This is a genomic window from Streptomyces sp. NPDC051207 (assembly GCF_040682395.1).
Classification (GTDB): Bacteria; Actinomycetota; Actinomycetes; order Streptomycetales; family Streptomycetaceae; genus Streptomyces.
The window spans coordinates 129,852-148,497 of sequence record NZ_JBFBAX010000007.1 but is presented as its reverse complement, the minus strand read 5'-3'; the positions used below and the strand labels follow the sequence as shown (position 1 = coordinate 148,497).

Genomic DNA, 18,646 nt, shown 5'->3' with positions numbered 1-18,646 from the left:
ATCACTTCACGAACCTTAGGAGGTGCGCATCCTTCGGGAAGGGGGACGCGACCGGCCGGCCTTTCACCTCGTCCTCGCCTGCCGCCCCGGCGTCGGCGTCGGCGTCGGCGTCGGCGTCGGCGTCGGCGCGGAGTCTGCTCCGTGCGGCCGAAAATCGGTGACGGGGGAACACGGACGCCCCCACCACCCGTTGGTCCAGCTAGTCAGGTCATCCAAAGGGTCAGGGCAGGTCCACGAAAGGCATGTGCGCATGAGCGACTCGCAGCTCTGGGACGACGTCGACGACTACTTCACCCGCCACCTCGCAGCCGACGACGACGCCCTCGCCGCCGCCCTGCGCGACAGCACCGCGGCCGGCCTGCCGCAGGTCGGCGTCACCGCGACGCAGGGCAAGCTGCTCCAGCTCCTCGCCCAGGTGCAGGGCGCCCGCACCATCCTGGAGATCGGCACCCTGGGCGGCTACAGCACCATCTGGCTGGCCCGCGCCCTGCCCGCCGACGGACGGCTGATCTCCCTGGAGTACAACCCGCTGCACGCCGAGGTCGCCACCCGCAACATCGCCCGCGCGGGCCTGGACGGCATCGTGGAGGTGCGGGTGGGCCCCGCCCTGGAGTCGCTGCCGAAGCTCGCCGACGAGCACCCCCCGCCGTTCGACCTGGTCTTCATCGACGCCGACAAGGCCAACAACGCGCACTACGTGGAGTGGGCCCTGCGGCTGACCCGCGCGGGCAGCCTGATCGTCGTCGACAACGTGGTGCGCGGCGGCCGGGTCGCCGACCCCGGCAGCACCGAGCCGGACGTGCGGGGCACCCGCGCCGCCGTCGAACTCATCGGCAGCCACCCGCGGTTGAGCGGTACGGCCGTCCAGACGGTCGGCAGCAAGGGCTACGACGGTTTCGCCCTCGCGCGCGTGCTCGGCTGAGGCCCCGGCCGGGAAGGTCCCGGCCCGGCGTCACATGTCGTGGTAGAAGCCCACGTTGACGCTGCGCGGGGCGGTGCGGTCCTGGATCACGACCTCGCCGCTGCCGCCCCTCGGCAGCGGCACCACCCCGCCGTAGGACACGGCACGGACCTCGCCCGCGACGGTCAGCCGGACCTCCGAGGACGGTTCCGGCTGCGAGCCGCGCAGCCACGTCATCTGCCAGCCGCCGTCCGGGCCGCACAGGAACTCCAGGTGCACGCGGGAGACGAACAGCCAGTCGTCCGGCGTCGACAGCCGGCACAGGGACGTGTCGCGGCCCACCCGCAGCACGGTGCCCGGCTCGCTGGGCGCGTCGGCCATGAGCATGCCGGCCGTGGCGCCCTCGTCCGCCGCGGAGACGGCGGCCATGGTGAGTTCGAGCACGAGCGCTCCTCCTGGGACTCCCGGTACGGCCGCCCGCAACGACCGTGCGCGGTCGCCCCGTTGGCACACCGCCGCCGCCGCATGATAGATCGACCGGCGCCGCGGCGTCCGGCGCAACGGCCTCACCACGGCCACTGCCGCACGACGTCCTCGACGTCGTGCGGCAGTGGCGGGAGCACCCGGTCCCGGCCGTGACGGGGCGGCGGGCGGGCGTCGTCTCACACGCGCAGCAGGCGCTCCGCGAGGTCCCGGTAGTCCTTGAGGGCCAGGCGGAGTTGCTCGGTGTCGCCCGCCGGGCCTTCGGAGCCGGTCGTGGTGCCGTCGGGCTGCCAGGAGGAGCGCAGGCCGCGGCGCCGGTTCGTCATCGCCTCCGTGAAGTGGGCGACGATGTCCTCCAGCACGTGGTCGGCCTCCTCCACGGCGTCCCGCGGCCCGTCCACGAACCCCGCCGCCGCCTGCTGCATCCGCAGCGCCAGCCGGTCGCACTCGTCCTGCGGCAGGAGGCTCCCGCCCGTTCCGGCGGTGGCGTCCTTGCCGCCTGTGGTGCGGTGGGTGCCCGTCGTGCCAGTGGTGCCTTCGGTGCCGGGGGTGGCCCCCGTTGCCGTACCGCTCGTACCGCCCGCGCCGGGGCCGCCGGTCGCCGTCGCGCCCGCGCGTGCCGCTCCGGGCGCGCTGCCCGGCCGTACGCCCGTCCCGGCGCCCGTTCCCGCTCCCGCGTTCCCCGGTCCGCGGGATGCCGTGCCGGTGGTGCGGTCCGTGGTGTCTGCCGGGGTGCCGAGCGAGGTCTCGCCCCGCGCGTCCCGGTCGTTGTCGCCGCCGCGCGGCGGTATGCCGCCGATCGGGCCCGTGGGATGCGTCATCGCGTCAGCCCTCCTTCGTGCGGCGGCCGTGCAGGACCGACGGCATGTGGCCGCGGCGAGTGGTGTGCCGTTCGACGTCGCTTCCGGCGCGGTGGCGGCCGTGGTCACCCCGGGAGTCGGAGATCAGGTCGTCGAAGAGGGCCCGCGCCTGGACCATGGCCTCGCGCATCTCCTCGGTGCCGAGGCCGGTGCCGGGGGCGCCGTCCCGCGTGCCGTCCGGGTGCGCGCGCGCCGCGCGGTGCACGCGGCGGTAGCCGTCGACGTGCCCGGCGTGGTGCACGGACAGCGCGGCGAGCTGCTCCTCGTACTGCCCGCCGTTCGGGAAGCCACGGGCGCCGGCCAGGTCCGCGAGCAGCCGGTCCGCCTCGGCGACGGCCTCACGCGGGGAGTCGACGAAGCGCTCCTGCGCGGCCGCCCAGCGCGCCTCGTACTGCTCGCGCTCGGCCGGTTCCAGCGGCCGTTCCCGCAGGTTGCCGTGGCGCTCGAGGCGCTCGGCGAGTTCCCGCTCGGCGGCCTTGGTGTCCCCGTCGTGCCGGGCCACGGTGTGGTCGTACTCGGGCCCGAAGCGCTGCCTCAGGTCCGGCCCGCTCCGGGTGCGCCGGGCGCGCAGGGTCAGGGCGACCGCGAGGATCACGACCGCCGCAATCACGATCAGAGCAATGATCAGGCCAGTGGACATGAATGCCTTCCGGATTCTCGACCGGACCGGCTCTCCTTGCCTAGCCGGTTCACCGGACGGGTAGCCCGGCGGACCGCCGCCAAACGACGCACGACGGCGCTCCCCGGCGAGCCGGTGGCGGATCCGGCCGCCCCGAGCGCCGGTCTCCGAGGGCGGATCCGGCCGCCCCGCGTGCCGGACGGCGGGCGGGGACGCTCACCCGGCGCGGGTCGGGGCCGCCCGGTTGTCGTGCGGGCGTTCCCGTTCCGAGCCGCACAGTTCGCCGTTCAGCTCGGCCACGAGCTGGATCAGGTCGCGCGGGCGGTCGGGGCCCCACCAGTCGCCGAGCAGTTCGGCCAGCGACTCCTCGCGGGCCCGCGCCAGGTCGTCGGCGATCTCCCGGCCCCGCTCGGTGAGGTACAGGTCGAGGCCCTCGCGCACGGCGAGGCGGCGTTCCTCGACCTGCCGTACGCCCTCCATGACGACCTGCAGCGGTACGGAGGTCCGCTCGGCGAGCACGGCCGGTTCCACCGTCCCGTACCTGCGGATGCGCAGCAGCAGCCAGCCCGCGGCGGGCAGCAGGTCGTACCCGGCGCGTTCGATGATCTTCCGGTAGACCTCGCGCCGGCCCTCGCGCGTGCCGAGCACGGACAGCGCGCGGCACACCTCGTCGTACGAGGACCGCTCCACGGGATTGCTGGCGAGGGTCTCCGTGACGTCGGGTGCGGTGACCGAGCCGCGCAGCGGGTCCTCGTGCAGGAACCACGCCAGGACGAACCCGGCAAGGGCGACGGGCGCGGCGTACAGGAAGACGTCGGTGATGGACGTGGCGTAGGCGTCGACGGCGGCCGGGCGCAGGGCGGACGGCAGGGCGGCGATGCCGCGCGGGTCGGCCTCCAGCGCGTCCACCGAGACGCCGGGCGGGAGCCGGACGCCCCGGAAGGCGTCGGTGAGCTGGTCGTCGAGGCGGCCGGTGAAGATCGTGCCGAAGACGGCGACGCCGAACGAGGCGCCGATGGACCGGAAGAAGGTCGCGCCGGAGGTGGCGACGCCGAGGTCCTGGTAGGAGACGGCGTTCTGCACGATCAGGACGAGGACCTGCATGACCAGGCCGAGGCCCAGGCCGAAGACGAAGAAGAAGGCGCTCATCTCGAAGGCGGGGCTGTACTGGTCGAGCTGGTGCAGCAGGAGCAGGCCGAGGGCGGTGACGCCGGTGCCCGCGACGGGGAAGACCTTCCAGCGGCCGGTGCGGCTGACGATCTGGCCGGACGCGGTGGACGCCAGCAGCAGGCCGAGCACCATCGGCAGCATGTGCACGCCGGACATGGTCGGGGTCACGCCCTGCACGACCTGGAGGAAGGTCGGCAGGTAGGTCATCGCGCCGAACATGGCGAAGCCGACGACGAAGCTGATGACGGCGGCCAGGGTGAAGGTGCGGATGCCGAACAGCTTCAGGGGGAGTACGGGTTCGGCGGCGCGGCGTTCGACGGCCACGAAAGCGACGGCGAGGACGGCGCCGAGCACCGCGAGCCCGATGATCTGCGGCGATGCCCAGCTCCAGGTGGTGCCGCCGAGGGAGGCGACCAGCACGAGGCAGGTGGCGACGGACGCGATGAGGAAGGTGCCGAGGTAGTCGATGACGTGCCGGGTGGCCCGGCGCGGGATGTGCAGGACGGCGGCGATGACGGCGAGCGCGACGACGCCGACGGGCAGGTTGACGTAGAACACCCAGCGCCAGCTCAGGTGCTCGGTGAACAGGCCGCCCAGCAGCGGTCCGAGGACGCTGGTCGCGCCGAACACCGCGCCGAACAGGCCTTGGTACCGCCCGCGGTCGCGGGGCGGCACCAGGTCGCCGACGATGGCCATGGACAGCACGATCAGCCCGCCGCCGCCCAGGCCCTGTACGGCGCGGAACGCGATCAGCTCGGCCATGTTCTGCGCCATGCCGCACAGCGCCGAGCCGGCCAGGAAGATCACGACGGCGGTCTGGAACAGCCGCTTGCGCCCGTACTGGTCGCCGAGCTTGCCCCACAGCGGGGTGGCGGCCGTCGCGGCGAGCAGGTACGCGGTGACCACCCAGGAGAGGTGGTCCATGCCGCCGAGTTCGCTGACGATGGTGGGCAGCGCGGTCGACACGATGGTCTGGTCGAGGGCGGCGAGCAGCATGCCGAGGAGCAGGGCGCCGATGGAGACCAGGACGTTCCCCGGCACGTGCTCCCCGGTGGCGGCGTCCTGCCCGGGTGGCCCCCCCGCCGAGGGCTGCGGGTGCCGCACTTCTCCTGTCGTACCGTGCGCGTCTTCGGCCATGAAGACCTCCGGAGGCTCTCGGTGACCCTTCCATCCTGAACGGTGTGGCCGGTTATGGCCCGTTGAGTCCCGCTGGAACCCGTTGTTCCGGGGGGCTTGTCGCACAAGGTGCAGCGCAGGACTGGATAATCTCTGGGGTTCGCTGGGGGACGCGAAGGGAGGGGACGATCACATGGCGAAGCCGAAGGGGCACCCGTGCCCGGAGTGCGGGGCGCCGCGCGAGCCGGACAACACCCCGTCCTGCGCGTGCGCGCGCCGCGCTTCCGAGGCCCTGCGCGAGGCCCGTACGGCCCAGGTGGCGGCGGCGGAGGACTTCGACCCGCTGCGGATCAGGCCGTACGTCGAGCTGGACGGTGCCGCGACAGCCCCGGGAGCGTCCTCACAAACGCCGGGAGAGTCCTCACGAACGCCGGGAGCGCCCCACGCCACCCCGCACGCCCCCGCCCCCGACCACGCCACCTCCGTGCTCCCCACCCCCCTGGCGCCCCCGGCCGGCGCGCCGAGCGACACCGACCTGCGGCTGTTCGAAGCGGCGGAGGTGGAGAGGACCGGCCCGGCCGGGGACGACGGCGACGACAGGGACGGCGCACGCCCGCGCCGTCGGCGTCGCGGACTGCTGCTCACCGCCGCGGGAGGCGTCGTCGCCGTGGTCGCGGCGGCCGGGTACGCGAGCGGGCTGTTCTCCTACGAGACGCCGTCCCGGGACTCCGCCCTGCCGTCCGGCCTGCGGGCGAGCATCCCCGACGCCCCGGCCGACGCGGTGTCCGACGCGGCGAGCGGCAGCGCGTCCCCGTCCGCGTCGCCGACCTCCGCGTCGCCGACCGCGTCCGCCGGTGAGAGCGCCTCGCCGTCGCCGAGCCCGTCGCGGTCGAGCGCCTCCCCGAGCCCGTCGAAGGAGCCCGCGGAGCCGTCGGCGGCGCCGACGGTCACGGCCACCGGCACCGTGTCGTCCGGCCCGGACGACGGCCGGGTCGGCGAGGCGGCCGTCCTTCGCCGGGGCGACCGGGGCCCCGAGGTCACCGAGCTCCAGCTGCGCCTGCGCCAGCTGTACCTGTACACGGGCGACGCCGACGGCCGCTTCACCGACCAGGTCGAGAACTCCCTGCGCAACTACCAGTGGTCCCGGGGTGTGGAAACGGGCGAGGGCCAGCTCGGGGTGTACGGCCCGGAGACCCGCCGAAGCCTGGAGTCGGAGACGCGGGAGCCGTAGGGGCACGTACGGACGTGCCCCCGGCCGGGTACGGCGGAGACGGCGGGCGGCGAACCCGGGCGCCGCGACCGAGCCCCGGCCGGGTACGGCGGAGACGGCGCGGCCCGGCGCGGGAAGCAACCCGCGCCCTCGGCCCTCGTCACCCCACCCGCACCCGCACGCCCCCGCCCGCCGGCACCTCCACGGCAACCTCCGTGAGGTCCGTCACGAGCGCGTCCGGCCGGTGGACGGCGGCCCGGGCCCCGACGCCCACCACCCGCATCCCGGCGGCGCGGGCGGCCGTGATGCCCGCGCCGGAGTCCTCGAAGACGACGCAGTCGGCGGGGGCCACGCCCAGTTCGGCGGCGGCCTTGAGGAAGCCCTCGGGGTCGGGCTTGCTGGCGCCGACGGACTCGGCGGTGATCCGCACGTCGGGCAGCGGCAGCCCGGCGGCGGCCATCCGGGCGGTGGACAGCGCGACGTCGGCGGAGGTCACGAGGGCGTGCGGCACGTCGGCCAGGGCGGCGAGGAATGCGGCGGCGCCGGGAATGGCGACGACGCCCTCGGTGTCGGCGGTCTCCTCGGCGAGCATGCGGGCGTTGTCGGCGTGGTTCTGGTGCATGGGCCGGTCGGGCAGCAGCAGCGCCATGGAGGCGTAGCCCTGCCGGCCGTGCACGACCTTCATGACCTCGTCGCCGTCGAGCCCGTGCCGTTCGGCCCAGCGCCGCCAGACGCGTTCGACGGCGGCGTCGGAGTTGACGAGGGTGCCGTCCATGTCGAGCAGGAGGGCGCGGGCGGTGAGGTCGGCGGTGACCGGCATCGGCAGGCTCCAGGGAAACGGGAACGGGGGCGGACGTGAGGTCCGCCCCGGGGGGACAAAACGGCCCCGCCCGCCGGTCAGGGAAAACGGGCGGGAGCCACTTTGTTCCTCCACGGTACAAAACAAGCCCCGAGAGCGCCAGGGCCCCGCGCGACCGTTCACCCGGTGTTCAGCTCAGCCGGTCACGGCCTCCCACAGGCTCCACACCCCGAGGCCGAGCATCAGCAGCGCCGCGATCTGGGTGATGAGCTTCAGCGGCACCCGCTTCATCAGCGCCTTTCCGCCGACGATGCCGAGCCCGGCGACCGCCCACAGCGCCAGCACCGCGCCGAGGCCGACGGAGAGCGGGTCGTCGTAGCGGGCGGCGAGGTTCGCGGTCATGATCTGCGTCAGGTCGCCGAACTCGGCGACCAGGATGAGCATGAAGCCCGCCCCGGAGACCTTCCAGAAGGACTGGTTCTCCGGCCTGCGGATCTCCTCCTCGTCCTCGTCCTTCTTCAGCAGCAGCATCGCCGCGCCGGCCAGGAACAGCACACCCGTGAGCGCGTGCACGATCTGCTGCGGCAGCAGGGTGAGCACGCTGCCCGCGGCGACGGCGAGCGCGACGTGCAGCGCGAAGGCGGCGGCGACCCCGGCGAAGACGTACGAGGCGCGGTAGCGGGTGCCGAGGACGAGGCCGGCGAGGGCGGTCTTGTCCGGCAGTTCGGCGAGGAAGACGACGCCGAAGACGATCGCCGTCACGGAGAAGCTGATCAAGGGTTCCTCAATCGGTCGGGGCTGCCCCACCGAGAGCGCTGAGCCTTTCCGCCACGACACCCCGGCACGGCAGCACACGGGTCACCCGGGCCTGACGGCACTGGCGTGCACTGCTTGCCGAAGGTCTCGCCGGCCGGTCCGCGAGGACCTGCCTCCGGGCGCCGGCCCAGACGAGCTGAGCAGTGTGTCGACGGTCCGGCGAAGAGCTACTCCCCTTCTGCGCGCCCCATGGTACGCGACCGGCGCACCGCGACCCGATCGCGACGGGGTGCCGCACGCCCATGGACACGACATGTACGCGTCATTAGCTTCTTACCGAACGCACACCCCACCGCCATACGGCGTCGCGAGCATTCCCCCGCTCGTATCCCCACGCCCGTCCCTCCCAAGGAGTTCGCATGGCCAAGTTCTACGCGCGTCGACGCTGCGGCATCCTGCTGGCGCTCGCCGGGCTCGTCGCCTCCGCCGGCCTGTTCAACGCGCCGGCCGCCTCCGCGGCCCTGCCCACCCCGGTCAGCGGCGCCACCGCCCGCAGCTACCTCGCCACGCTCCCCGTGCGCACCGAGAACCGCACCGGCTACAGCCGCGACCTGTTCCCGCACTGGATCACCATCAGCGGCACCTGCAACACGCGCGAGACCGTCCTCAAGCGCGACGGTTCGAACGTCGTCACCGACTCCGCCTGCTACGCCACGAGCGGCAGCTGGTACTCCCCGTACGACGGCGCCACCTGGACCGCCGCCTCCGACATCGACATTGACCACCTCGTCCCGCTCGCCGAGGCCTGGGACTCCGGTGCGGGCTCCTGGACCACCTCGCGCCGCCAGGCCTTCGCCAACGACCTGACCCGCCCGCAGCTCCTCGCGGTCACCGACCACGTCAACCAGGCCAAGGGCGACCAGGACCCGGCCACCTGGATGCCGTCGCGCACCTCGTACCACTGCATCTACGTCCGCGCCTGGGTGCAGGTGAAGTACTACTACGGCCTGTCGGTCGACTCCGCCGAGAAGTCCGCGCTGACCAACCACCTGTCCGGCTGCTGACACACTCCGCTCTCCGGTGACGGAAGCCTCCCCTTCCGGCACCGTCGCCCCGTACCGTACGGGGCGACGGAAGAGGTGATCACGTGGCCGGACTGCGGCTGGGACCGCTGCTGAGGTACACGGGCGGCCGGTCGGCGACCGTCTGGGTCGAGACGAGCCGCCCGTGCACCGCCGAGGTGCGCTGCGCCGACGGCGCGCACGGCACGGCCCGCACCTTCCAGGTCGCGGGCCACCACTACGCCCTCGTGCCGGTGACCGGGCTCACGGCGGGCACGGGGACGCCGTACGAGGTGTTCCTCGACGGCGTCCCCGTGTGGCCGCTGCCCGGCTCGCCGTTCCCGCCGTCCGTCATCCGCGCGCCGGGCGAGGGCGACGAGGTCAAGGCGGCCTTCGGCTCCTGCCGCTGGGCCTCGCCGCCGGCCGGGGGCAAGGACCCGGTCGGCCCGGACGCCCTGGACACGCTCGCCAGGCGCATCGCCGCCGACCCGGGGGCCGAACGGCCCGACGTGCTGCTGCTGCTCGGCGACCAGGTGTACGCCGACGAGACCTCCGGCGCCACCCGCCAGTGGCTCGCCGCCCGCCGCGACCTCTCCGAACCGCCGGGCGACCAGGTCGCGGACTACGAGGAGTACACCCGGCTCTACTACGAGTCCTGGCTCGACCCCGAGGTGCGCTGGCTGCTGTCCACGGTGCCCAGCTGCATGATCTTCGACGACCACGACGTCGTCGACGACTGGAACACCTCCGCCGCCTGGCTCGCCGACATGCGGGCCACGCCCTGGTGGCGGGAGCGGCTGCTGAGCGGTCTGATGTCGTACTGGGTGTACCAGCACCTCGGCAACCTCACCGCCGCCGACCTGGCCGCCGACCCGCTGTACGCCGAGGTGTGCGCGACCTCCGACGGCACCGACGCGCTGCGTGCCTTCGCCGCCCGGGCCGACGCCGAGCCCACCTCGGTCCGCTGGAGCTACCGGCGCGACTTCGGCCGCGTACGCCTGCTGATGGTCGACACGCGCGCCGCGCGGGTGCTGGACGAGGAGCGGCGGTCGATGCTCGACGCGGGTGAGGCGGCGTGGCTGCGCGAACAGGTCATGGACGAGCGGGAGTCCTACGACCATCTGCTGATCGGCACCTCGCTGCCCTGGCTGCTGCCGCATCTCGTGCACGACGTGGAGAACTGGAACGCGGCGCTGTGCGGCGGCGCCAAGGGCACGTGGTGGGCGCGGACCGGCGAGCGGGTACGGCGCGCCGCGGACCTGGAGCACTGGGCGGCGTTCCCGGCGTCCTTCGAGGCGCTGGCCGGCCTGATCGCCGAGGCGGGCAGCGGGCCCGGGGCCCCGGCGACGGTGTGCGTGCTGTCCGGGGACGTGCACCACGGGTACGTGGCCGAGCCGTCCTGGCCGGACGGGGGCCCCGACGCCCGGGTGCTGCAGCTGACGTGCTCGCCCGTGCACAACTCCGTTCCGCTGTCGATCCGGCTGGGCTTCAAGTTCGGCTGGAGCGCCCCGGCGCGGGCGCTGGGACGGCTGTTCGCCCGGCACGGGCGCGTGCCGCGGCCGCCGGTCACCTGGCGCAAGGACGGCGGGCCGTGGTTCGGCAACCAGCTCATGACGCTCACACTGCGGGGGCGTTCGGCCCGGCTGCGGCTGGAGCGGGCGCGGGCCGGCGGCAGTGCCGGGCCCCGGCTGACGACGGTCACGGAGTCCGAACTCACCCCGTAATCCCGCCTGCTGCGCCTGTTTGTCGGACGTTGTGACGGCGTGTCCCGGGATGCTCGTGAGGCATCCCACAGTGAGGGCCGTTCCTGCGGCCCGGAGGTCGGCTGTCCGGCGCGGCGACGGCATGATGACCCGGACCGTCCGCCTCCAGCGGGCGGTCCGCCGCCACGAACCCGCACTGCCACGCGCCACACGCCCGGGAGTCACACCCTTGTCCGCACCGACCGAGGCCCCCACCGAGGAATCCATACCGGCACACGGGAGGGCCGCCGACCGCGCCGGAAGGCCGGCGGCGGTCGCCGTCGCCCTCGTGGGCGCCGGGCCGCGCGGGACGAGCGTCCTGGAGCGGCTGTGCGCCTCCGCGCCGGAACTCCTGCCGCCCGGCACCGGGTTGACGGTCCACGTCATCGACCCCGACCCGCCGGGGCCGGGCCGGGTGTGGCGCACCGCGCAGTCGCCGGAGCTGCTCATGAACACCGTGGCCGGCCAGGTCACCCTGTTCACCGACGACAGCGTGGACTGCTCGGGCCCCGTCCGGCCGGGCCCGAGCCTGTACGAGTGGGCGGCCCGGGGGACCGCCGGGGACCGCGGACCGGCCCTGGGCCCGGACGACTACCCGACCCGCGCCCAGTACGGCCGTTATCTGGAGTGGGTGTTCGCCACGACGGTCCGCGACGCGCCGCCCGGGGTGCGCGTGGTGACGCACACGGCCCGCGCCACCCGCCTGGAGGACACCCCGGACGGGCGCCAGGCCCTCACCCTGGACGACGGCCGGGTGCTGCCGGGGCTGGCCGCCGTCGTCCTCGCGCAGGGCCATCTGCCGGTGACGCCGGACCCGGAGCAGCGGCGCCTGGCCTCGTACGCGCGGCGGCACGGCCTGCGGTACGTGCCGCCCGCGAACCCGGCCGACGTCGACCTGTCGTCGCTCGCGCCCGGCGAGCCGGTGCTGCTGCGCGGCCTCGGCCTCAACTTCTTCGACCACATGGCCCTGCTGACCACCGGCCGCGGCGGCCGGTTCGTGCGCGACCGCGCCGGGCTGCGGTACGTGCCGTCCGGCCGCGAGCCGCGCCTGTACGCCGGTTCGCGGCGCGGCGTGCCGTACCAGGCGCGCGGCGACAACGCCAAGGGCCCCTACGGGCGGCACGTCCCGCTGGTGCTCACCCCGGAGGTCGTCGCGGGCTTCCGCAAGCGCGCGGACTCCGGTGACGCGCCGGACTTCCGTGCCGAGATATGGCCGCTGGTCGCCAAGGAGGTGGAGACGGTCTACTACGCGCGCCTGACACGCCGGCCCGGCTTCACCGACCGGTTCCTCGCCGTGCCGCACGGCGACCCGCGGGAGGCGCTGCTGCTGGACGAGTTCGGGGTGGCCGCCGCCGACCGCTGGAGCTGGGAGCGGATCGCCCGCCCGTACGGGTCGCGTACGTTCGCGCATCCCGGCGAGTGGCGCGACTGGCTGCTGGCGTACGTGCGCGAGGACGCCGCGCAGGCCGCCCTGGGCAATGTGGACGGCCCGCTCAAGGCCGCCCTCGACGTGCTGCGCGACCTGCGCAACGAACTGCGGCTGATCGTCGACCACGGAGGGCTGACCGGCGTCTCGCGCCGCGACCACCTGGACCGCTGGTACACCCCGCTCAACGCCTTCCTGTCCATCGGCCCGCCCCGGCGCCGCATCGAGGAACTCGCCGCGCTGATCGAGGCGGGGGTGGTCGAGGTGCTGGGGCCGCGTGTCGAGGTGCGGTGCGCGGAGGACTCCTGGCTGGCGCACTCCCCCGACGTGCCGGGTTCCCGGGTCCGGGCGGCGACGCTGATCGAGGCCCGCCTTCCGGAGCCCGAACTGCGCCGCACGGCCGACGAGCTGCTCGCCGGTCTGCTGCGCAGCGGGCAGTGCCGGGCGCATGTGGTCGACGGCTACGAGACGGGCGGCCTGGACGTGACGCGGCGTCCGTACTTCCTGATCGACCGGCAGGGGCGGCCGCATCCCGGGCGGTTCGCGTTCGGGGTGCCGACCGAGGGGGTGCACTGGGTGACGGCCGCCGGAGCGCGCCCAGGAGTGGATTCGGTCACACTTTCGGACGCCGATGCGGTAGCCAGAGCCGTGCTACGTGCGGTTACCCGTGGGGCGAGTTTGCAGTATGTGGAAAACCTTTGGCCAGATGTTGAACTTGCAAGCTTTGATGAGGCGCACCTAACGTGAAGTGCCCCATTCGGTTCCGTCCCCTGCCGGTCCGCCGCCACAGGCCGGTACCTCCGAAGGAGTCCCTCTGCCATGACCGACCCCCTCAACAGAGCTCAGCCATACGCTCTCGGCCTGTTCCGCATCGTGATCGGCCTGCTGTTCACCTGCCACGGCGCGGCCTCCCTCTTCGGCGTGCTCGGCGGCGCCCACGGCGGGGGCACCGTCCCGCTCGGCTCCTGGCCGGGCTGGTACGCGGCCGTCATCCAGCTGGTCTGCGGCGGCCTCGTCCTGGTCGGCCTCGGCACCCGCGCCGCGGCCTTCCTCGCCTCGGGCTCCATGGCGTACGCGTACTTCAAGGTGCACCAGCCCGAGTCCCTGTGGCCGCTGCAGAACGGCGGCGAGGCCGCGGCGATGTTCTGCTGGGCGTTCCTGCTGCTGGTCTTCACCGGCTCCGGCGCCTTCGGCGTCGACAAACTGCTGACGCGCCGTTCCGCGGCGCCCGCGGAGGCTCCGCGGGAGGCTCCGGTCGCGGTCTGACCGGTCCGGCCTGGTTTGGACGGTGCCCTTCCGCGCGTGCTGTGCGGGAGGGCAGCGTCGCGTTCAGGCAGGCCGGTCGAACGGCACCGTGAAGCAGGCGACGCGGGTGCCGCCGCCCCCCGGCGCGGTGTGCAGCACCACGGAGGACGCCTCGCCGCGCCGGAAGCCCCGCTCGTGCCGGGCGCTCGCCGCGCCGCGGCCGAGCCCGTCGGCCGTGAAGTCGAGCCAGACCTCGTTGCGCGGGTTGACGGCGGCCGGGTCGCCGGACGGCTCGTGCTGGTAGTGGCCGCCTGCCGTCGCGGGGTCGGCGCCGCAGGGCCTGCGGTGCACGTGGACGCCGTAGGCATGGCCGGGCCTCAGCCCCGCCACGCGCAGCGTCACCGTCATGGCACCCCCGGGCCGCGTCCGCCGGCGCACCTCGATCCAGGAGGCCACCGGGACGAGTCTCGTGTCGTACGTCACCGCCGTCGGGGGACCGCCGGCCAGGAAGGCGGCGGGGGGCGCGAAGAAGGCCGCCGTTCGCATCGAGTGGCCGTGGGCGCCGGGCGCGTGGGCGTTCGCGCCGGTTGCGTAACCGTCGGCGCCGGTCGCGCCTGCCGTGCCTGTCACCAACACGGCCGCCGCGAGGGCACCCGCGCACAGTCCTGCCATGGTCTCCACCGTTCCCGGGCCCGGCCGTCCCGTTGTCCGTCCGGCGTCCGTCCGCGCCCGTCTCCCCGTTGCTACGGCAGACCCGCACCGGCCGCGCGCCGGGGGCGGCAGCCGGGTGAACGCGCCGTGCCCAACACGCGAGCCCCCCGTGAACCCCCTGTCACACCTCAGGCGTACGCTGTATGGCTGTCACGGCCACTCCTGCCGCTCCCCCCGTGTCGTTCACCGGCGGCACGGTCTGGCCCACGGGGGAACGACGGGGAGTTGCGGTGCTGGAGAGTATGGGGCCACTGACCGGTAGCCCATGGATCTACGCGGTGGTGGCCCTGTCGGTGCTGCTCGACGTGTTCCTGCCGGTGCTGCCCAGCGGCGTGCTGGTGATCACGGCGGCCACCGCAGCGGCGGCAGCGGGCACCGGCGCGGCGACCGGCAAGGTGCCCGCCGACGTGCCGGACATCCTGGTCCTCACGCTGTGCGCCGCGACGGCGTCCGTCCTGGGTGACCTGGTGGCCTACCGCATCGGCTGGAGCGGCGGACCCCGGCTGGACCGCGCGATCGCCCGCTCACGCCGGCTCACCGGCGCGCAGGAACGTCTCGGCGCGGCGTTCGCGCGGGGCGGCGGCGCGCTGGTCGTCCTGGCCCGGTTCGCACCGGCCGGCCGCTCCCTGGTCTCGCTCGGCGCGGGCGCCGCACACCGCCGGGTCCGCGAGTTCCTCCCCTGGTCGGCGCTGGCCGGCCTGTCCTGGGCCGCGTACAGCGTCGCCCTCGGCTACCTCGGCGGCCACTGGCTCGGCGCGACCTGGCTCGCCACGGCGGTGTCCGTGGCGGCGCTGTTCGGGGCGGGGGCGGGGGCGGCCTATTTGATGCGGAGGGGGCCGAGGTAGGGGCGGGTTGCTTGCGGTCGCTCTTCGGCGTCGCCGACCGCCGGCGTCCGCCCCTCCCCTGCCCGACCCGTCACGTCACGTCCGCCGCCGCGTCACCCGGCGCGTTTCGCCGTCCGACCCCGTACCTCCAGGCCTGCCAGCAGTTCGGCCGTGGCCTCGGCGATCACGTTCACGGCGTGGTCGAAGACCTCCTGGTTGTGCGCGGCGGGGGCCCGGAAGCCGGACACCTTGCGCACGTACTGGAGGGCGGCGGCCCTGATGTCGTCCTCCGTGGCCTCCTCGGGCAGGACGGGCGGGCGGAGCGTCTTGATGCTGCGGCACATGCCCCCAGTCTCGCTCGTTCCCGGGAATACCGTCGCGCCCCGGCCGGATTGAGCGGAACATGATCGCAGCGGCCACCGTCCCGGGGCCGACCGACGAGAGGACCGACACATGGCGCAGGACACAACCACGGTGGCCGTACTGGGCCCGGGCGGCGTGGGCGGACTGCTCGCCGCGCTGCTCGCGCGGGCCGGGCACCGGGTGATCTGCCTGGCCGGCGAGGACACCGCCCGGACGCTGCGTACGGACGGGATCCGGGTGCGCAGCGGGCAGTTCGGCGACTTCACGGCCCGCGTCGAGGCGGACACCGAGCTGCGCGAGCCGGTCGGCGCCTGCCTGGTCGCGGTGAAGCACACCAGCCTCGCCGCCGCCCTCACCCGCGTCCCGGTCGGCGCGCTCGGCGACGACGGCCTGCTCGTGCCGCTCCTGAACGGCGTCGAACACCCGGCCGCCCTGCGCGCCCGCTACGGCACCGACCGCGTCGCCCCCGCCGTCATCCGCGTCGAGTCGACCCGTGTCGCACCCGGCGTGGTGCAGCACGGCAGCCCCTTCACCGAGGTCGACCTGGCAGGCGACCCCGTGCCCCGCGCGCGGCTCGACGCCCTGGCCGCGACCCTGGCCGCCGCGGGCCCGGCCACCCGGGTACTGGAGGACGAGGCGGCGGCGCTGTGGGCGAAGATGTCGTTCCTCGCGCCGTTCGCGCTGCTGACCACCCGCCACGGCCTGCCCCTCGGCGAGATCCGCACCCGGCACCGCGACGAGCTGACCGCGCTGGTGACGGAGACGGCGGCGATCAGCGGGGCGTGCGGCGGCCCCGCGGACCCGGCCGGGGCGCTCGCCCGGTACGACGCCTTCCCGCCCGGCATGAAGTCCTCGATGCAGCGGGACGCCGAGGCGGGCCGCGCCCTGGAACTGGACGCGATCGGCGGCGCGCTGCTCCGCGCGGCCGAACGCCACGGCGTACCGGCTCCGGTGACCGCCCGCGTGGTGCGGGAGCTGACCGAGCGCGGGTACTGACGGCAGGTAAGTCTGACGGCAGGCGGAACGGCCGACCGCCCGCGGGGTCGGCCGTCCCGCGAGGAAGCCGGACATCGGCCACCCCCGGTCAACCGCCCCGCACGAACAACCGGCCCCCGCCGCCGGTCAGCCGTCCCGCGGGGGCCGGACGTCGGCCAGGTCCCTCCGCCAGTCGTTCGACGTGATCGGGTTGCCCTTGGGGTATGCGAACGCGACCGTCCCGAGCAGGGTGAACCCGGCCCTGCGGCACACCGCGTTGGACGCGAGGTGGTCCACCTTCGGGAAGGCGTGCAGGCACTGGTGTCTGCCGGCGTCCCGGGCGGCCCCGGCGACCGCCCGCGCCGCCCGTACGGCGAGCCCCCTGCCCTGGAACTCGGGCAGGATCCCCCACCCGGTCTCCCACACCGTCCCGCCCCGCCACTCGTGCTCCCAGAACCCGATGAGGCCGACGGTCTCGCCGCTGCCGGCCGACTCGATCCGGAACATCCCGCCCGCCGCCAGTCGGAGATACCGGCGGTGCCGGGCGAGGAGCATCTCCTCGGTCTCCGGGCCGCCCAAGTGCCCGGTCATCTCCGGGCTGTTGTGGCGGCGCAGCAACCACAGGTCCCCGTCCGCGTACGGCACCAGGCGCACGTCCTCACCGGTCACGCCCCCGCCCGTGTTCTCCATGCCGCCACGTTACGCAGCAGCCGTCCACCGAGCAGCACCGCACAGGCCCCGGCGGTCAGCGACCCACCGGCGAGGAAGGTGCCCCGCACGTCGGCGAGCGGCAGGATCAGTCCCCCGAGGGCGGCGCCCGCCGCGATGCCCGCGTGGTAGGAACCGGAGTTCGCCGCGAGTGCGATGTCGGTGCGGCCCGGTGCGCAGTGCAGCATCGCGTTCTGGGTGGTCATGAACACCGGCCCGAGTGCGCCCCCCATCAGCAGCAGGAACACCACCGCCGCCGCAGGATGGCCGCCGGCCGCGTACAGGCCGAGCATGCCCACCGCCTGCGTGGCCACGGCAGCGGTCAGCGCGGCCTGCGGAAAGCGGTCCAGCAGCGCCCCGGTGATGCTCACCCCGACCAGGCAGGCAGCGCCGAAAGCCACGAGCAGGGCAGTGACCGTGTCCGGGGAGAACCCGCTCACGTCGCCCAGGAACTTCACGACGTACGTGTATCCCGTGAACGCCCCGGTGGCGGACAGGGCGCCGGCCGCCAGCACGGTCCCGAACCGGCGGGCGTCGGGACCGGTCGCGTAGGCGGCGGGCTCGTCCTCGGGACGCGAGGTCGGCAGCAGAACGGCGATCGTCACCAGGGAGACGAGCCCCAGGACCGCCGGCACGGCGATGGGCACCGGCCAGCCGCTGTGCCGGCCCAGCCAGGTCCCGGCGGGAACACCGAGCACGAGGGCGAGCGATCCGGCCACGGACAGCGCCCCGACCACGCGGCCACGGACCTCGGGGGCGAACAGGCCCGCCGCGACCGGCCCGGTCACGGCCCAGAACAGCGCCTGGGCGAGCGCGGTCAGCAGCCGCGCCGCGAGCAGCAGCCAGTAGGAGGTCGCCAGTGCCGCGACCAGGCTGGACACGACGAGCGCGGCCAGCAGCCCCGTGAGCACGTGGCGTCGGGGCACCGCCCGCACCATGTGGGCGAGCGGCAGGGACGCGACGGCCACCGTCAGGCCGTAACCGGTGACCAGGAGGCCGACCGCCGGCACCGAGACCCGCAGGCCTTCGGCGATGAGCTCCAGGAGGCCGATCGGCAGGTTCTCCGCCGTGTTGAAGGTGAAGGCGGCCAGCATCAGGGCCACGAGCACCGCCGACCTCTGCCACGGAGCCGGCCGCGCCGCACCCGTCCGGTCCCGTCCCGCCCCCGCCCCCGCCCGTCGCGCCTGCTCCACGGCACCGTCCATGGCAGAACCTCACCGGGCTCACCGGTCCGGCCGCAACCGAATTCGGGCAGGGCGGTCACGCGAGGCGCCGTGTCCGACTCGCACCTCAAAATCGAACAGGCGTATCATTGGGCTGTGGCAACGACCTATGACTTTCCGAGTGACCTCCTCGCCGGTCAGGAGGAACTGCATCAGGTCCGGGCCGAGCTGTCGGCCCTGCTGAAGCGCCTCCCCTGGTCGGTCGAACCGCTGGACGGCTTCAGCGACGACAACGGCTGGCGCAAGGTGGAGCGCCCGGCCTCGCCCGGCTGGACGGCCGACGAACAGGCCGAGGTGGAAAAGCTGCGGCGGCGCGAGCGCGAGCTGGCCGTGTTCGTCAGCACCCACCGCTACTGGACGGAACTGACCGGCCCCGACCGGATGCGCGCCCGCTCCGAGCTGAAGCACGCGCACGAGGCGCCGGCGGAGGACCCCGACGGCGCCCCGTAGCGCC

20 protein-coding genes are annotated in these 18,646 nt (G+C 74.4%); 9 read left to right on the top strand and 11 right to left on the bottom strand.

Annotated features, from left to right (window positions below; all coding sequences use genetic code 11):
• Position 1: 1 nt before the first annotated feature.
• Positions 2–172: a hypothetical protein gene (locus tag AB0M97_RS10055; RefSeq protein WP_365960286.1), complete on the bottom strand. Its 171-nt coding sequence runs from the start codon at positions 170–172 to the stop codon at positions 2–4.
• 78 nt (positions 173–250) lie between these two features.
• Between AB0M97_RS10055 and AB0M97_RS10050 the strand changes: the two genes are divergently transcribed.
• Entirely contained in the window at positions 251–922 is a 672-nt protein-coding gene (locus AB0M97_RS10050; RefSeq protein ID WP_365960285.1) for an O-methyltransferase, read from the top strand.
• A gap of 30 nt (positions 923–952) precedes the next feature.
• On the opposite strand, the gene AB0M97_RS10045 is transcribed toward AB0M97_RS10050, so the two are convergent.
• The 4 genes from AB0M97_RS10045 to AB0M97_RS10030 form a co-directional block, all read right to left on the bottom strand.
• Entirely contained in the window at positions 953–1,345 is a 393-nt protein-coding gene (locus AB0M97_RS10045; protein ID WP_365960284.1) for a hypothetical protein, read from the bottom strand.
• 218 nt (positions 1,346–1,563) lie between these two features.
• Positions 1,564–2,205: a hypothetical protein gene (locus AB0M97_RS10040; protein WP_365960283.1), complete on the bottom strand. Its 642-nt coding sequence runs from the start codon at positions 2,203–2,205 to the stop codon at positions 1,564–1,566.
• Between the two features lie 4 nt (positions 2,206–2,209).
• Positions 2,210–2,884 carry a hypothetical protein gene (locus AB0M97_RS10035; RefSeq protein WP_365960282.1) on the bottom strand — a complete coding sequence of 225 codons (675 nt, stop codon included), beginning with the start codon at positions 2,882–2,884 and terminating at the stop codon, positions 2,210–2,212.
• A 195-nt stretch (positions 2,885–3,079) separates the two neighbouring features.
• Entirely contained in the window at positions 3,080–5,170 is a 2,091-nt protein-coding gene (locus AB0M97_RS10030; protein ID WP_365960281.1) for an MFS transporter, read from the bottom strand.
• Between the two features lie 172 nt (positions 5,171–5,342).
• Here AB0M97_RS10030 and AB0M97_RS10025 point away from each other — a divergent pair, with 172 nt between their 5' ends.
• The gene (locus AB0M97_RS10025; protein ID WP_365960280.1) at positions 5,343–6,380 is read left to right on the top strand and encodes a peptidoglycan-binding protein; all 1,038 of its coding nucleotides are present in this window, start codon (positions 5,343–5,345) and stop codon (positions 6,378–6,380) included.
• Positions 6,381–6,519: 139 nt separating this feature from the next.
• Here the strand turns inward: AB0M97_RS10025 and AB0M97_RS10020 are convergent, their stop codons facing one another.
• Positions 6,520–7,179 carry an HAD-IA family hydrolase gene (locus AB0M97_RS10020; protein ID WP_365960279.1) on the bottom strand — a complete coding sequence of 220 codons (660 nt, stop codon included), beginning with the start codon at positions 7,177–7,179 and terminating at the stop codon, positions 6,520–6,522.
• Positions 7,180–7,353: 174 nt separating this feature from the next.
• A complete protein-coding gene (locus tag AB0M97_RS10015) occupies positions 7,354–7,935 on the bottom strand; it encodes a TMEM165/GDT1 family protein (protein ID WP_365960278.1) in 582 nt (193 codons plus the stop codon).
• A 398-nt stretch (positions 7,936–8,333) separates the two neighbouring features.
• Between AB0M97_RS10015 and AB0M97_RS10010 the strand changes: the two genes are divergently transcribed.
• The 4 genes from AB0M97_RS10010 (at position 8,334) to AB0M97_RS09995 (ending at position 13,409) form a co-directional block, all read left to right on the top strand.
• The gene (locus tag AB0M97_RS10010) at positions 8,334–8,978 is read left to right on the top strand and encodes an HNH endonuclease family protein (RefSeq protein ID WP_365960277.1); all 645 of its coding nucleotides are present in this window, start codon (positions 8,334–8,336) and stop codon (positions 8,976–8,978) included.
• Between the two features lie 83 nt (positions 8,979–9,061).
• Positions 9,062–10,699: an alkaline phosphatase D family protein gene (locus tag AB0M97_RS10005; RefSeq protein ID WP_365960276.1), complete on the top strand. Its 1,638-nt coding sequence runs from the start codon at positions 9,062–9,064 to the stop codon at positions 10,697–10,699.
• 244 nt (positions 10,700–10,943) lie between these two features.
• Complete coding sequence (locus tag AB0M97_RS10000; protein WP_365960357.1) at positions 10,944–12,890, top strand: FAD/NAD(P)-binding protein; 1,947 nt, start codon at positions 10,944–10,946, stop codon at positions 12,888–12,890.
• A 72-nt stretch (positions 12,891–12,962) separates the two neighbouring features.
• Positions 12,963–13,409, top strand: coding sequence for a DoxX family protein (locus AB0M97_RS09995; RefSeq protein WP_365960275.1), 447 nt, complete (start codon positions 12,963–12,965; stop codon positions 13,407–13,409).
• Positions 13,410–13,472: 63 nt separating this feature from the next.
• Here the strand turns inward: AB0M97_RS09995 and AB0M97_RS09990 are convergent, their stop codons facing one another.
• A complete protein-coding gene (locus AB0M97_RS09990) occupies positions 13,473–14,060 on the bottom strand; it encodes a superoxide dismutase family protein (RefSeq protein ID WP_365960274.1) in 588 nt (195 codons plus the stop codon).
• Positions 14,061–14,329: 269 nt separating this feature from the next.
• Between AB0M97_RS09990 and AB0M97_RS09985 the strand changes: the two genes are divergently transcribed.
• On the top strand, positions 14,330–14,944 hold the full coding sequence (locus AB0M97_RS09985) for a VTT domain-containing protein (RefSeq protein ID WP_365960273.1): 615 nt from the start codon (positions 14,330–14,332) through the stop codon (positions 14,942–14,944).
• A 92-nt stretch (positions 14,945–15,036) separates the two neighbouring features.
• Here AB0M97_RS09985 and AB0M97_RS09980 read toward each other — a convergent pair whose 3' ends face one another.
• Complete coding sequence (locus AB0M97_RS09980) at positions 15,037–15,267, bottom strand: DUF2277 domain-containing protein (protein ID WP_365960272.1); 231 nt, start codon at positions 15,265–15,267, stop codon at positions 15,037–15,039.
• 109 nt (positions 15,268–15,376) lie between these two features.
• Between AB0M97_RS09980 and AB0M97_RS09975 the strand changes: the two genes are divergently transcribed.
• Complete coding sequence (locus AB0M97_RS09975) at positions 15,377–16,282, top strand: 2-dehydropantoate 2-reductase (protein WP_365960271.1); 906 nt, start codon at positions 15,377–15,379, stop codon at positions 16,280–16,282.
• A 126-nt stretch (positions 16,283–16,408) separates the two neighbouring features.
• Here AB0M97_RS09975 and AB0M97_RS09970 read toward each other — a convergent pair whose 3' ends face one another.
• Positions 16,409–16,951, bottom strand: coding sequence for a GNAT family protein (locus AB0M97_RS09970; RefSeq protein ID WP_365960270.1), 543 nt, complete (start codon positions 16,949–16,951; stop codon positions 16,409–16,411).
• Entirely contained in the window at positions 16,927–18,063 is a 1,137-nt protein-coding gene (locus tag AB0M97_RS09965) for an MFS transporter (protein WP_365960356.1), read from the bottom strand. Before AB0M97_RS09965 ends, AB0M97_RS09970 begins: the two co-directional genes overlap by 25 nt.
• A 225-nt stretch (positions 18,064–18,288) precedes the next feature.
• Here AB0M97_RS09965 and AB0M97_RS09960 point away from each other — a divergent pair, with 225 nt between their 5' ends.
• Positions 18,289–18,642: a hypothetical protein gene (locus AB0M97_RS09960; protein ID WP_365960269.1), complete on the top strand. Its 354-nt coding sequence runs from the start codon at positions 18,289–18,291 to the stop codon at positions 18,640–18,642.
• Positions 18,643–18,646: the final 4 nt, after the last annotated feature.